At 69.6% G+C, this 12,986-nt stretch carries 14 protein-coding genes; 5 read left to right on the top strand and 9 right to left on the bottom strand.

Features of this window, described 5'->3' with window-relative positions:
* Window position 1: 1 nt before the first annotated feature.
* The 5 genes from Q4V64_RS30315 to hemL form a co-directional block, all read right to left on the bottom strand.
* The gene (locus tag Q4V64_RS30315; RefSeq protein ID WP_124440115.1) at window positions 2–772 is read right to left on the bottom strand and encodes a cytochrome c biogenesis protein CcdA; all 771 of its coding nucleotides are present in this window, start codon (window positions 770–772) and stop codon (window positions 2–4) included.
* Between the two features lies 1 nt (window position 773).
* On the bottom strand, window positions 774–1,421 hold the full coding sequence (locus Q4V64_RS30310) for a TlpA disulfide reductase family protein (protein ID WP_124440116.1): 648 nt from the start codon (window positions 1,419–1,421) through the stop codon (window positions 774–776).
* Window positions 1,422–1,487: 66 nt separating this feature from the next.
* A complete protein-coding gene (locus Q4V64_RS30305) occupies window positions 1,488–2,780 on the bottom strand; it encodes a hypothetical protein (protein WP_124440117.1) in 1,293 nt (430 codons plus the stop codon).
* Window positions 2,781–2,955: 175 nt separating this feature from the next.
* A complete protein-coding gene (locus tag Q4V64_RS30300) occupies window positions 2,956–3,663 on the bottom strand; it encodes a histidine phosphatase family protein (RefSeq protein ID WP_124440118.1) in 708 nt (235 codons plus the stop codon).
* Window positions 3,660–4,979, bottom strand: coding sequence for a glutamate-1-semialdehyde 2,1-aminomutase (hemL, locus tag Q4V64_RS30295; RefSeq protein ID WP_124440119.1), 1,320 nt, complete (start codon window positions 4,977–4,979; stop codon window positions 3,660–3,662). The genes Q4V64_RS30300 and hemL overlap by 4 nt, the downstream gene beginning before the upstream one ends.
* Before the next feature lie 349 nt (window positions 4,980–5,328).
* On the opposite strand from hemL, the gene Q4V64_RS55320 reads away from it, so the two are divergent.
* Window positions 5,329–6,018: a hypothetical protein gene (locus tag Q4V64_RS55320; RefSeq protein WP_172629195.1), complete on the top strand. Its 690-nt coding sequence runs from the start codon at window positions 5,329–5,331 to the stop codon at window positions 6,016–6,018.
* A 167-nt stretch (window positions 6,019–6,185) separates the two neighbouring features.
* Here the strand turns inward: Q4V64_RS55320 and Q4V64_RS30285 are convergent, their stop codons facing one another.
* Complete coding sequence (locus tag Q4V64_RS30285) at window positions 6,186–7,073, bottom strand: hypothetical protein (RefSeq protein ID WP_124440120.1); 888 nt, start codon at window positions 7,071–7,073, stop codon at window positions 6,186–6,188.
* Window positions 7,074–7,215: 142 nt separating this feature from the next.
* Window positions 7,216–7,899 (bottom strand): NAD(P)H-binding protein, encoded by a 684-nt coding sequence (locus Q4V64_RS30280; protein WP_124440121.1) that lies wholly within the window; start codon window positions 7,897–7,899, stop codon window positions 7,216–7,218.
* Between the two features lie 111 nt (window positions 7,900–8,010).
* On the opposite strand from Q4V64_RS30280, the gene Q4V64_RS30275 reads away from it, so the two are divergent.
* Together Q4V64_RS30275 and Q4V64_RS30270 are read left to right on the top strand one after the other, a co-directional pair.
* Window positions 8,011–8,928: a LysR family transcriptional regulator gene (locus Q4V64_RS30275; RefSeq protein ID WP_124440146.1), complete on the top strand. Its 918-nt coding sequence runs from the start codon at window positions 8,011–8,013 to the stop codon at window positions 8,926–8,928.
* 148 nt (window positions 8,929–9,076) lie between these two features.
* Window positions 9,077–9,481, top strand: a complete 405-nt coding sequence (locus tag Q4V64_RS30270) for a VOC family protein (protein ID WP_124440122.1) — start codon at window positions 9,077–9,079, stop codon at window positions 9,479–9,481.
* Here Q4V64_RS30270 and Q4V64_RS30265 read toward each other — a convergent pair.
* Entirely contained in the window at window positions 9,462–9,995 is a 534-nt protein-coding gene (locus Q4V64_RS30265) for an MMPL family transporter (RefSeq protein WP_172629196.1), read from the bottom strand. The genes Q4V64_RS30270 and Q4V64_RS30265 overlap by 20 nt on opposite strands.
* A 449-nt stretch (window positions 9,996–10,444) precedes the next feature.
* On the opposite strand from Q4V64_RS30265, the gene Q4V64_RS30260 reads away from it, so the two are divergent.
* Both Q4V64_RS30260 and Q4V64_RS30255 read left to right on the top strand, forming a co-directional pair.
* Window positions 10,445–10,807 carry a hypothetical protein gene (locus Q4V64_RS30260; RefSeq protein ID WP_253266947.1) on the top strand — a complete coding sequence of 121 codons (363 nt, stop codon included), beginning with the start codon at window positions 10,445–10,447 and terminating at the stop codon, window positions 10,805–10,807.
* A gap of 39 nt (window positions 10,808–10,846) precedes the next feature.
* Entirely contained in the window at window positions 10,847–11,014 is a 168-nt protein-coding gene (locus Q4V64_RS30255; RefSeq protein ID WP_124440124.1) for a dihydrofolate reductase family protein, read from the top strand.
* 520 nt (window positions 11,015–11,534) lie between these two features.
* Here Q4V64_RS30255 and Q4V64_RS30250 read toward each other — a convergent pair.
* Entirely contained in the window at window positions 11,535–12,986 is a 1,452-nt protein-coding gene (locus tag Q4V64_RS30250; protein WP_124440126.1) for a HAMP domain-containing sensor histidine kinase, read from the bottom strand.

The following is a 12,986-nucleotide window of genomic DNA, read 5'->3' as shown; positions in this document are numbered from 1 at the left end:
ATCAGATCCCCACAGTGAAGCCGTTGGACCAAACCTGCATCTCGGAAACGATGCTGTCCCACGCGCCGGTCAGCAGCAGCAGACCGGTCACGATCATCATGGTGCCGCCGATCCGCATCACCCAGACATGGTGGCGCTTGACCCAGCCGAAGGCACCGAGCGCCTTGCGGAAGGCGATCGCGGCGAGCACGAAGGGCACGCCGAGCCCGACACAGTAGGCGATGGTCAGTACGGCCCCGCGGCCCGCGCTCGACTGCTGGGAGGACAGCGCCAGTACGGAGGCGAGGGTCGGGCCGATGCAGGGCGTCCAGCCGATGCCGAACAGCGCGCCGAGCAGGGGTGCGCCGACCAGTCCGGCCACGGGCCGCTTGTGGATGCGGAACTCCCGCTGGGTCATCCAGGGCATCATCCCCATGAAGAAGACGCCCATGAGGATCATGAGCACGCCCAGCACCTTGGACAGAACGCCCCTCTGCGCCTGGAGCGTCTCGCCGAAGTAGCCGAACAGGGCTCCGCCGGAGACGAACACGACGGTGAAGCCGAGCACGAACAGGGAGGCGCCCGCGACCATCCGGCCGCGTCGGGCCTCGGCCAGGTCGGTGCCGGTCACGCCGGTGACGTAGGAGAGATAGCCGGGGACGAGCGGCAGGACGCACGGGGAGAAGAAGGAGACGAGACCGCCGAGGAGCGCGAGGGGAAGGGCCACGAGCAGGGCGCCGTTGAGCACCGTGCCGTTGTATCCCTCCGCCGCGAGCGTGGTGACCGCGCTCACGTCACTTCTCCGCGAGGACCGGGTCGATCATGCCGCGCAGTTTCTCCTCGCTGAGCGCGGCCAGCGAGCGGGCCGCGATCTTCCCGTCCCGGTCGAGGACGAGCGTGGAGGGGATCGCCTGCGGGTTGAGCGTGCCCCTCTTGAAGCGGAGCATCAGCTTGCCGGTCGGGTCGTACAGGCTGGGGTAGGTGACGCCGTATTCCTTGTCGAAGGCGAGGGCGTTGGCCGTGCTGGTGTCACGGGTGTTGATGCCGACGAACTGCACGCCCTTGCCCTTGAGGTCCTGGTAGACCTTCTGGAAGCCCGGCGCCTCCGCGCGGCACGGGGCACACCAGGAGCCCCACACGTTCAGGACGACGATCTTGCCCTTGTAGGAGGAGACGTCGAGCTGCTTGCCGTCGATGGTCTTGCCGGACAGGTCGGGGGCCGCGGCCCGCTCCCCCTCCTTGACGGTCGCGACGCCGTCCTCGCCCATGACGAAGTTGGTGTCGCCGCCCCCGCCGGAGGTGCCCCCGGAGGAGCACGCGGACACGAGCAGCGCCGCGACGGCGGCGCCGGCGGTCATCAGGGCGGCGCGGCGCGAAGGGATCCGGTTGCGCGAGTGGATCCGGTTGGTCGAGCGCAGGGGGGCGCGGCTTGCGGCACTCATGTGAAAAGTTTCGCATGCCCGTTCCGGGGATCTTGCGCACCCCCCTTGTGGGCGGAAACCCGCATTTCAGGCGGGCTGCCCGGGGCTCTGCGAGGCGGTGGCGCGGGTGTCCTTGAGGAACTCATTCCAGCCACCGACGGGCCGCTGCCCCACATCCAGCGTACGGAGCTTGGCGAGCACCTCGGGCTTCTGCACGTCCAGCCAGTCCACGAACTGCCGGAAGGAGACCAGCCGTACGTCCTCGCCCTTGTCCTTCTCCCGCGCGATGTGCTTGAACGCCTCCTCGACGGCGTCCATGTAGATGCCGCCGTTCCACTGCTCGAAGTGGTTGCCGACGAAGAGAGGGGCGCGGTTTGTCTCGTATGCCCGCTTGAATCCCTGTATGTACGCCTGGGCGGACTGCTGCCGCCAGCCCGGGTAGTTGTAGGCGGGGGCCTTGGTGGTGTTGAGCGACTGATTGGCCAGCATGTTGTAGTCCATCGACAGGACCTCGAACGAACGGCCGGGGAAAGGTATCTGCTGCAACGGCAGGTCCCATATCTCCTGCTGCTTCCGAGGCCACACCTGACGCCCGCCGGGCGAGGAGGCGTCGTAGCGCCAGCCGAGTTCGCGGGCGGTGGGCAGCAGGTTGTTCTGGCCGAGCAGGCAGGGCGTGCGGCCGCCGACGAGTTCCTTGTCGTAGTCGAAGGGCAGGGCGGGCAGGTCCGTCCACCCGGTGTTGGTCCGCCACTCCTTGACGAAGGACTTGGCCTGATCGATCTCGCTGCGCCACTGCCGCGGCGTCCAGTGCGCGACCGAGCCGTGCGCCTCGCCGCAGAAGTGCCCGTTGAAGTGGGTGCCGATCTCGTGGCCCTCCAGCCAGGCGCGGCGGACGCCGTTGAGCGTCTCCTTGATGTGCGCGTCGGTGAGGTAGCCGATGTCGGAGGCGCCGCGCGGGTTGTTCGGCGGGTCGTAGAGCCGCTTCTTCGACTCGGGCAGCAGATACAGCCCGGACAGGAAGAAGGTCATGGACGCGCCGTGCTCCTTGGCGAGGTCCAGGAACCGCGGAAACAGGCCATTTCCGACCTCGCCCGCCCCGTCCCAGGAGAAGACGACGAACTGCGGCGGGGTCTGCCCCGGCTCCAACGGCTCGGGTTTCGCGGGCTGGTGGGGCTGCTTGCCGGTGAAGGAGGTGGAGCCGTCGCCGAGTGGGCGGGCGCTGGGCTTCGGGCTGCCCGAGGGCTTGTTCCCGCCCTTCCCGGAACCTCCGGCGGGGGTCGGCCCGTCCGACGACGTGAGGGTGCCACACCCCGCGAGTCCTACGGCGGCCGCGGCGCCCGCGCCGAGTCCGAGTGCTCCCCTGCGAGTGAGAGTGCGCATTGCATCCCCGTCCGTACGTCCTGTGGTGGTCACCCAGTCAGAGGACGTGACGAACGGGGAGGTTCCTGTCGATCACACGCATTCCGCAACAAACGTCACAAACGCGCCACAGGAACCGTAGGCATTGCGCCCGCGGCGCGTGCGCACCGAAGGACTGCCAGGCACCGAAGGACTGTCAGGCGCCGAAGGCCTTGTCCTTCCCCTTCACAGGCTTGGCGCCGGCGAGGAGATGGGCGGGGACGAGGTCGCGGGCCGGCTCGGTGTAGCCGACGGAGACGATCTTGTCGCCCTGGTACGTGAAGGTCGTCAGGGAAGCGAGCGTGCACTGCCGCTTGCGCGGGTCGTGCCACAGCCGCCGCTTCTCGACGTACGACCGCACGATCCAGATCGGCAGCTGATGGGAGACGAGCACGGCCTCGTGCCCCCGCGCCCGGTCCTTGGCCGCATCCAGCGCGCCCATCATGCGGATGACCTGGTCGACGTACGGCTCGCCCCAGGACGGCTTGAAGGGATTGACGAGGTGCTTCCAGTTCTCGGGCCGCCGCAGCGCCCCGTCCCCGACACCGAACGTCTTGCCCTGGAAGACGTTCCCGGCCTCGATGAGCCGCTCGTCGGTGGCGATGTCCAGGGCGTGCGCCTTGGCGATGGGTGTCGCCGTCTCCTGCGCCCGCTCCAGCGGGGAGGAGCAGACGTAGGTGATGTCGCGGGAGGCGAGGTGCTCGGCGACCCGGTCGGCCATCTGCCGGCCGAGCTCGGAGAGGTGGTAGCCGGCGAGACGGCCGTAGAGGATGCCGTCCGGGTTGGCGACCTCGCCGTGGCGCATGAGGTGGACCACGGTGATGTCACCGCCGGCCGCGCTGGTGGCTGCGTTGTCGTTGCTCATGCTCGCGTGGCCTCCGCAGCCGCTCGGGCCGCCGCCGGAAGGGCGTCGGCGATCCGCTGGACGGCCCGCTCGTCGTGGGCCGTGGAGACGAACCAGGACTCGAAGGACGACGGCGGCAGGTAGACGCCGTTCGCCAGCAGCGACTGGAAGAAGGCGGTGAAGCGGTACGACTCCTGCGCCTTGGCGTCCTCGTAGTCGCGGACCGGACGGTCCGTGAAGAAGACGGAGAACATGTTGGAGGCGTTCTGCAGGGTGTGCGCGACGCCTTCCTTGGTGAGGGCCTCGGAGACCAGCGCCTGGATCTGCGCGGACACGGCGTTGACCTTGGCGTAGGCCGCGTCGTCGAGGAGCCGCAGCTGGGCGAGACCGGCGGCGGTGGCGACCGGGTTACCGGAGAGGGTGCCGGCCTGGTAGACCGGGCCGGCGGGCGCGAGGTGCTCCATCACATCGGCGCGCCCCCCGAAGGCGGCGGCGGGGAAGCCGCCCCCCATCACCTTCCCGAAGGTCATCAGATCGGGCCGGACGCCGTCGACGCCGTACCACCCGGCGCGGCTGGTCCGGAAGCCGGTCATGACCTCGTCGGAGATGTAGAGAGCGCCATTGGTCGCGCAGGCGTCCTTCAGCCCCTGGTTGAAACCGGGCAGCGGCGGTACGACGCCCATGTTGCCCGGCGAGGCCTCGGTGATCACGCAGGCGATCTCGCCGGGATGCCGGTGGAAGGCCTCGTGCACGGCTTCGAGGTCGTTGTACGGCAGCACGATGGTGTCGGCGGCCTGGGCACCGGTGACGCCGGGGGTGTCGGGAAGAGCGAAGGTCGCGACGCCCGACCCGGCGGCGGCGAGCAGCGAATCCACATGCCCGTGATAACACCCGGCGAACTTGATCACCTTGGTGCGCCGGGTGAACCCGCGGGCGAGCCGGATGGCCGACATGGTGGCCTCGGTCCCACTGGACACGAGCCGCACCTGATCGACGGGCTCGACCCTGGCCACGATCTCCTCGGCGAGCGCGACCTCGCCCTCACCGGGCGTACCGAAGGAGGTCCCGCGGGAGACGGCGTCCTGAACGGCGGCGATGACCTCGGGGTGGGAGTGCCCGAGGATCATGGGCCCCCAGGAACAGACGAGGTCGACGTACTCGCGCCCATCCGCATCGGTCAGATACGGCCCCCTGCCGGACACCATGAACCGCGGCGTCCCGCCCACGGCACGGAAGGCACGCACCGGGGAGTTCACGCCGCCGGGCGTGACGGCGGCCGCACGGTCGAAAAGAGCCTGTGAGACAGGCGCATCGTATGAATAGGGCATTTCGCTCATGACCTGCGACTTCTCCGACCTTCTCCGACTTTCTCGGAACTCCGCTTGCCAGTGACCTCCTCAGGGTAGGCCAGGGGGGACGTACGGCAGCGAGGTGCCTGGTCGGCCGCTACTGACCCGGCAGCCAGTCTCCCCGCCCGCAATCTGTGAGACATCTGCGAGACTGAGACCTGATACACACAGCTCACAGGGGCGAAGCTGTAGTGCGGCTTGTTCAGGGGCTGCGAAGATCCTGCGGACAGGTGTTTCAACGCACGTTTCGGCGGGCGGCCGTGGGGGAGGTCACTGACACGATGATCGGGTTGCGTGGCGGGGGCCACGCGTCCTAGAAAAGCAGTCGGGTGGAGATATGCATCGCGGTGGCGGACTGGGCGAGGGGACTGACGACCTGGGTCCTCGACGTGCCCGGCGGGGAAGGCACCGGCGCGACGCGGAGGAATCGAACGAAGCACGTCAGGGACACGTAATACCGGGTGGACCGGGCGGCCAGAGCGGCCAGGGCGGCCAGGGAGAACCCGGTGGAACTGGTGGAACTGGTGAGTCCGACCGGCTCGACCGACGGGTCGACCGGCTGCGGGCGGGGAGCAGGAATGGTGGTCGGGTGGGGGTGACGTACAAGTACTTCGGCGCGCCGGACGGCGCGACCGCGGCCCGCGTCCCGATCTCGATGCGCCCCGAGGAACTCGGCGGCGACGAGCTCGGCATGAACGGCATGTTCACCAAGATCAAGCCGGAGACGATGGCGGCGATGGTCCTCACCGGCATAGAGGGCGTCCCGCTGTACAAGGTGCCGCCGCTCGAACTGGTCGTCCTGCACCCCGACTACGCGGTGGTCAAGCTCCCCATGACGGTCGTCGACCCTCTGCGCGGCATCGGCGAGGAGGCGGTGGGCGCGGCGGCGTTCATCTGGTCCACGGTGCCGGACCGGGGTGGGCCCCGGGATGCGTTCAATGTGTACCAACTGCTGCATGAGTGGCAGGACTTCTCGCATCGGTTGCATGAGGCGGGGCATCAGCCTTATTGCCTTGTTTGGCCGTGAGTTGGGGGTTCGCTGAGTTTGGGCGGGGTTTTTCGACTCCGCCCTTTTCAATTTCACTGCCACGCACCCGATCCACGGCCCAGGCAGCCAGCGCCCGCCGCACCGCACCGCCTTCACCACGGGGTGCCGGAGCCGAGCGGCTTGGGCACCGGCCCCTGGGGCGGGGTTCACCGGCCTCCGGGTAGGTGTGCCGCCCGGAGATGGCCGCTTTCGTAGTGATCGACGCGGATGATGGCCGCGTCCCGCCTGACCACATCCCGCCTCTCGAATTCCTTGTAATCCCCGACCGTGATGCCGCACCTGAATGCGGCCTCCCTCACGGGCCGTGGCTGATCAGCATGGACCAGCCCTACTCCAGGCCCGCCAAGTTCTCTGTCGATCTTGTGATAGAGCTGGGCATCCTCCCGAGCGCGAAAGAGATTGGGGGCCAAGACGTGGACGTAGGTGTCGCGGATGTACAGGCCACGGGTGTAGAGGAAAGCCGGCAATGCGGCGGCGAGAGAGAGCTCCCGATCCGTGCAGGGGGCGCTGAGAGTCTCGATGGTGCGCTTGGCCCTGTTCCTGCGTCGCCCCTCCAGCTGATCGCACATGGCCAGCCCTATGATGAGCTGATCTTCAGGCAACGCAATCCCGATGGACCGATGGATCGCCTTGGCTATCAGCGCGAATTCCTTGAGGCGTAGGTCTCCGTCTGGGTCCGGTTTTCGGATCGGTTCATTGCTCGAGTCGGCAAATACAGCCGAGCTCAAGGCCGTTCGGATGCCGAACCTCGCCTTCCACGATCCGGAGGGTACGGGCCGCTGGCCTACGACGCCGATCCAAGGCGGCGCGTCCGGCGCTTTGAACACACCCCCGCAACCTCGATGCCGCATTCGGCGAGCCCGGGATCTGATCACGAGGGGCAGGATGCAATCGTTGCAGATCCAGCGTCCACACCGGTCGCACTGCCAGGCCTCCGTTGCGCTCAACAGATTGCGGGTGTGCTCCTCGAGCGGGTCGTCGGGAAGCGACGGCTCCTCCCAAATCTCGCTCACAGTCTCGCGCTTCTGCTCCATCTGATCGCGCGGTATGGGCCGTGCACAGATCCCGCACGATTCGCTGGACGCTTGCTCGCGATTGGCCGTCACAGCCGCCACTTCTACCGGAACTCTGTGGGGACCGGTCCCGTCCCGAAACGAGGCCGGGGCTGGGGACGTTTCACACCCACCTGCCAGTCCCCTCAGGCTCACCGGCGCCGTGGACGACCGTGATGTGGTACTCGAAGCCAGGGGTCTCGAGTTCGTCGACCACAGCGACGGCCAAGTCCTCGGCGCTGATCCACGATTGGCCGTCGGCGCTGGTGAGCAAGGTGTCTGTGCCACGCCGATAGCGGCCGGTTCGTTCACCGGGCTCCAGCAGGCCCGGCGGGCTCAGGTAGACCCAGTCGGCACCGGCATGGGCCTGGCAGGTCCGCAACTGAGCGATCCCGGCGGCGGCTACGGGCTTCAATTCGGCGGGCACATACACGGGGTTGTCGGCGACCAGCAGATCCTGCTCGTCGGGGCTGCGCAACGCGCCGGCGCCGCCGACCACGAGGACGCGAATCCCAAGCTGTGCGGCGATATCCAGCACTGTTCGGGTGGCGCCGACCAAGAACTCCTGGTCGACCGGCATGGTCCGCACGGCCAGCACGACGGCGTCCGCGGCGCCGTGCGAGGCGGAGCCTGCGAGCGCCTCGCACACAGCTGATGAGTCGTTCGCATCGACCCCGATGGGCGTGACGTTCGGGTCCTCACTCGCAGGCTTCCGGGACAGGGCGAGCACCTGGTGTCCGCGTGTACTTGCCTCGGTGATCACCCGGCTGCCGACCATCCCGGTGGCGCCGAGCACGGCGATCGTCATGTCTGTCTTCATTGAGCGGGACAAGGTCTGCATGTGGTGAAGTCTCAGCCCAACTGGCCATGAATCCAACACATACTTGTCATGGCAGCTATGAACCAGAACGATGGCTGCGTGGATCTCCAGCAGATGCGCTACGTCGTCGCCGTCGCCGAAACCCGCAACTTCACCCGGGCTGCGGAACGCTGCCGCGTCGTGCAGTCCTCACTCAGTCACCGGATCGCCGGCCTGGAACGCGAGCTCGGAGTCCAGCTGTTCGCCCGCTCCAGCCGCCGCGTCGAGCTGACCAGCGCCGGAGCGGCGTTTGTCGCAGGCGCGCGCGAGTGCCTGGCCGCTGCCGACCGGGCGGTCGCCGATGCCGCCGCCGCGACGGGCGTGGTACGCGGCCGGCTCGCCGTCGGTGTGATCGTGACCACGGCTGCCGTTGACGTACCCGAGTTGCTGCAGCGGTACCGCGCCCGGCACCCGGACGTACGCGTCTTCCTCCGTTCCGGACGCAGCGACGAACTGGAGGCGGCTGTCCGGGAGGGCGACCTGGACATCGCCTTCCTCGGCCTGCCGGAGGGTGAACGGCCTTCCGGTGTGGACACCGTTGTCCTCGATCACGACGAGCACGTGCTGGTGGTGCCGGCCGGGCACCGTCTGGCGGGCGTTTCCCACCAGGTCACGTTGCGGGAGATCGCCGTGGAGACGTTCGTGGACTTCGTGGACGGAACACCCGCCCGCGCCCAGTCCGATCAGGCGTTCGCAGCCGCGGGCCTGGTCCGCGATGTCGCGTACGAGGTCGGCTTCGTCGAGCTGATCACCCGGCTGATCGCGCGCGGGCTGGGCATCGCGCTGCTGCCGTCCGCGTTCATCCGACCGCTGGCCGCCGACGACCCCGAACTGGCGCTGGTCCCGGTGGTCGACGGGCCGCGTCGTATCGAGTATCTGGCGTGGAACCGGTTCAACCCCAGCCCAGCCACCCGAGCGATGCTGGACGTCCTCGGGGTCGGACCACAGGCGCGCTCGCCTCAGGCTCGTCGGCGCTGATCAGGTCGGCGCCTGACCGGCATCAGACCAGGGCGCCTGGGGTCCTGCGGGGTTTGCCCGTGCCACGTCTGTAACCCGTCCGGCTGGGGAATCGTCCGGCCGATCACTGCGTTGACGAGTCACTACTCGAGATCTCCAAGGAGCCGGCATGACCGACGAACCCGCCGTCCGCGAACTCCGCTTAGTGGTCACGGCAGCCGACTACGAAGCGGCGCTGCACTTCTACCGCGACGTCCTCGGATTGACCGAGCGCGGCGCGTTCGCCTCTCCCGACGGACGGGTCACCATCCTTGACGCCGGCCGGGCCACCTTGGAGCTGACTGATCCGAACCACGCTGAATTCATCGACGAAGTCGAGGTCGGGCGGCGAGTAGCCGGCCACATTCGGGTTGCCTTCCAGGTCGACGACTCCGTCGCCGCAACGTCGAAGCTGGCCGCCGCCGGAGCCCAGGTGATCGCCGAGCCGACGCGCACCCCTTGGAACTCACTGAACTCGCGGCTCGAGGCGCCGGGCGCTCTTCAGTTGACTCTCTTCACCGAGCTCGACGATTAGGTACCGGGCTCGGTCTCGCCACCGTCGAGGCACTGGCCGGTGCGGCGCTCACGTGGTCCTTCCCGATCACCTCCGGTCGCGCCCCGCGGCCCGGTGATCGCGGGTCCGGTAGGTGCGTCAGAGGGCGCGCCCAGCGGGGTGTCCAGCGGGGTGTCCACCAGTTGGCGCGGCCGGCGAGGGCCATGACGGCGGGAACCAGCAGGCCGCGTACGACGGTTGCGTCGAGGAGCGCGGCCAGGGCCAGTCCGACCCCGACGAGTTTGAGGAAGGTCAGCCCGGAAGTGGCGAGGGCGGTCATGATGACGGCGACGATGAGGGAGGCCCAGGTGAACTGGGTGGCGGTGCGGTCCAGGCCGTAGGTGACCGCCTGCGTGGTGTCGCCGGTGCGGTGGTGCTCTTCGAGGATGCGGGTCAGCAGGATGATCTCGTAGTCCATGGACAGGCCGAAGGCGATGCAGAACACCAGGATGGGCAGGAAGACGTCGGTGGTCGCGGTCACGGTGAAGTCGCCCACCAGCCACCGCAGGTGTCCCTGCTGGAAGACGCGCGAGCACCGGGCACCGGGTGAGGGCGAAGATCAGCGCGAACATGACGGTGGCGGTCAGTGCCAGGGCGAGCGGGAGGCGGTCGCCCAGAAGGGTGCGTACGTCGGCGATTTCCGCGCCGGGTCCGCCCACCAGTGCGGGCACCGGCGCGGGCAAGGCCCTGATGCGCTCGGCCCGGTCCGCGTTGGCGGGGTCTTGCGGGTCGCCACGGGTGGCGACCCGGAGGTAGGCGCCCCGGGCGGAGGTGAACTGGTGGGAGTCGAGGGCGAGGAGGGCGGCGGCCGAGTGGGAGCGGTAGGTGCCGGTGGCGGTGTCGATCCGGCTCACGCCTGGCAGCGCGGCGATCCACCGCGCATAGCGGTCCAGCTCCTGTGCGCCGGTCCGGGCGTCGAAGCCCGGCAGGACGACGGTGGTCGCCGTGGCGACGGTGGCGGCCTGGAAGTCGGCGCGCAAAGTCGCGGTGGCCTGCGCGGCGGGTGTGCCGGCCGGCAGCACCCGGTCGTCGGCCAGGCTGAAGGCGGCCTGGCCGAAGGGAGCGGCCAGAAGCAGCAGTACGGCGGCGGCTGGGAGGCCCACCCACAGCGGCCGCCGCATGGTCGCGGCCGCTGTCCGCCCCCACCACCCCAGCGGGCGGACGGACCCCTTGGCGGCCAGGGCGGTGCCGTCCCTGCGGCGCCAGCGGTCGAAGCGGTCCAGGTGGGGCGCGAGGATGGCCACCGCGGAGGGCAGCAGCAGGAGGCTGCCGGTGGCCGCCATGATGGTCACGGTGACGCCGCCGTAGGCGGTCGAGCGCAGCACCGGATGCGGGAAGAGCAGCCTGATGGCCGAGGACCTGATCGACGAGTACCGGCTGTTGACCTTCCCCACCGTCCTGGGCACCGGCGACCGGCTCTTTCGCGTCGGCGGCCCACAAGTGGGGCTGGAGTGCCTGTCGGCGGAACAGGTCGGCGCCGCCGTCCTCACCCGCCACCGCCGGGCTGCCCGGTGACCGCACGGGACGGCTCCATGGCGGTGCGGGGAGGCTAGCAAGCCGTTTGGCCATCCTTGGCCCAAACGTGACGGACATAATGCGGATATCGAACATAAACGCTGACAGTGTGGGAGTGCGCCCGGCGTTCCCCAACCATGGTGGGAGGTTCCACCACATGGCTGACATCACTCGTCCTGACTCTCGCAGCCCAGCCCCACGCCCAGACGTCGCCCCGGCCCGGGACTGCGAGAAATGCAATGGATGGGGCACTGTCGTCACGCCCGATGGCCGTCATGAATTGTGCGAGGCCTGCCAGCCCCCCACCAGCGCCCCTCCTTCTGCCGAAACCGCCCCGAACTCATGACAAGCCCCGGGGAGCGGGTCCGGGACCGCACCGTCCCCCGTCCCCCGCCCGGCGTCCGGCGTCCGGCGTCCAGCCGGAACCGGTCACCCCGCCGGCCGCTCTTCGGCCGTACGCCCCCGCATGGACGCACGACCCCCTGACCGACACATCCCCGCCCCGACCCCAGCGCCGCCCTCAGCCCCCACCCACCGTGAACCCGATCACCGCCCCGCCCCCCTCCCGCCGCAGGGCGAACGGCGCTCCCCCGTGCGCGAGCGCCACCTCCCGCACGATGGACAGGCCGAGGCCGGAGCCGGGCAGGGAGCGGGCGTCGGCGGCTCGGTAGAAGCGGTCGAAGACGCGGATCAGGTCGCGGTCGGCGATGCCGGGCCCCCGGTCGAGGACCTCGACGCGGACGGCCCCCGGCCGGGCGGGCCCGGCGATGTGGATCTCGATGGGCGCCATACCGTCGCTGTCGAACTTCGCCGCGTTCTCGACGAGGTTGGAGATCGCGCGGGTCAGCATGCCGGGCCGGCCGTCGGTGGTCGTGTCGCCGCTCGCGCGGACGAGGACCTCCCGCCCGGTACGGCGCCGGGCGAGCCCCGCGACCTCCTCGGCGAGGTCGGCGAGGTCGACCCGCTGCGGCGGCTCGGTGTCGGACTGCCCGGCGGCGAGGTCGACGAGCTCGTTGACCAGGTCGGTCAGCTCGCGGGCCTCCTGGCCGAGGTCCGCCACCAGCTCTTCGCGGGTGGCGGGGGGCAGCTCGTCGATCCTCCGCAGCAAGGAGATGTTCGTACGCAGAGAGGTCAGCGGCGTACGCAGCTCGTGTCCCGCGTCCTGGACCAGTCGGCGCTGGTCCTCCTCGGACTGGGCCAGGCGCCCCAGCATGCGGTCGAAGGCGCGGCCGAGGCGGCCGACCTCGTCGTAGCCGGTGACGGGCACCTGGATGCCGAGCCGCCGGGTGCGGGCGACGTCCTCGGCGGCGGAGGTGAGGACGACCAGTCGCCGGGTGATGCGCCGGGCCAGCCACCAGCCGAACAGCCCCGCGGCGACCACCACCGCGACCATCAGGATCAGCGTCCGCTGTTGCAGGGCCCGCAGCAGGTCCTCGGTGTCGCTGAACTCCTGCGCGACCTGCACCGCGCCCCGCCCCTCACCGAGCGCGACGGTCGCCACACGGTAGACGTCGTGGGCGACGTCGACCTCTCTGTGCTCGGTGAGCCTCCCGGCCGGGCCGGCCGCGGCGATGCTCCGGTCGGCGTCGGTGACGGGCAGCCCCGGTCTGCCGGGGTCGACGACACGGCCGTCCGGCCCCAGCACCTGCACATCCGTACGGGCGGGCCGCACGATGTCGTGGCCCGGCGCGGAGGAGGAGAAGTCGTCCGGCGTCATCCGGTGCGTGCGCACCTCGTCCCGCAGATCCTGCACGACCTGGTCGAACACGGACTCCTGGTCCACCCGCACCAGCCGGGCGGCGGCGTTGTAGGACAGCACGCCGACCAGGAGGGTGACGGCGGCGGTCACGGCGGCGAAGGACACCGCGAAGGTGGTCCGCAGCGACAGCAGCCGCGGCCGCCGGAGGCGGGGCCGGAGGCGGGGTCGGATCCGGATCCGGCCCCGGCTCCATGGCTTTCGCTTCGCCGACAT

The organism is Streptomyces sp. NL15-2K (genome assembly GCF_030551255.1).
GTDB lineage: Bacteria > Actinomycetota > Actinomycetes > Streptomycetales > Streptomycetaceae > Streptomyces.
Note: the sequence above shows the minus strand (reverse complement) of the source record. Positions and strands in the feature narration are given on the sequence as shown.

What these genes read in the sequence shown, in the direction of transcription:
- Q4V64_RS30310 (WP_124440116.1), bottom strand. Translation starts at nt 1,421, where the DNA reads ATGAGTGCCGCAAGCCGCGCCCCCCTGCGCTCGACCAACCGGATCCAC.
- Q4V64_RS30305 (WP_124440117.1), bottom strand. Translation starts at nt 2,780, where the DNA reads ATGCGCACTCTCACTCGCAGGGGAGCACTCGGACTCGGCGCGGGCGCC.
- Q4V64_RS30300 (WP_124440118.1), bottom strand. Translation starts at nt 3,663, where the DNA reads ATGAGCAACGACAACGCAGCCACCAGCGCGGCCGGCGGTGACATCACC.
- hemL (WP_124440119.1), bottom strand. Translation starts at nt 4,979, where the DNA reads ATGAGCGAAATGCCCTATTCATACGATGCGCCTGTCTCACAGGCTCTT.
- Q4V64_RS55320 (WP_172629195.1), top strand. Translation starts at nt 5,329, where the DNA reads ATGCATCGCGGTGGCGGACTGGGCGAGGGGACTGACGACCTGGGTCCT.
- Q4V64_RS30285 (WP_124440120.1), bottom strand. Translation starts at nt 7,073, where the DNA reads ATGGAGCAGAAGCGCGAGACTGTGAGCGAGATTTGGGAGGAGCCGTCG.
- Q4V64_RS30280 (WP_124440121.1), bottom strand. Translation starts at nt 7,899, where the DNA reads ATGACGATCGCCGTGCTCGGCGCCACCGGGATGGTCGGCAGCCGGGTG.
- Q4V64_RS30270 (WP_124440122.1), top strand. Translation starts at nt 9,077, where the DNA reads ATGACCGACGAACCCGCCGTCCGCGAACTCCGCTTAGTGGTCACGGCA.
- Q4V64_RS30255 (WP_124440124.1), top strand. Translation starts at nt 10,847, where the DNA reads ATGGCCGAGGACCTGATCGACGAGTACCGGCTGTTGACCTTCCCCACC.
- Q4V64_RS30250 (WP_124440126.1), bottom strand. Translation starts at nt 12,986, where the DNA reads ATGTCGGCGAAGCGAAAGCCATGGAGCCGGGGCCGGATCCGGATCCGA.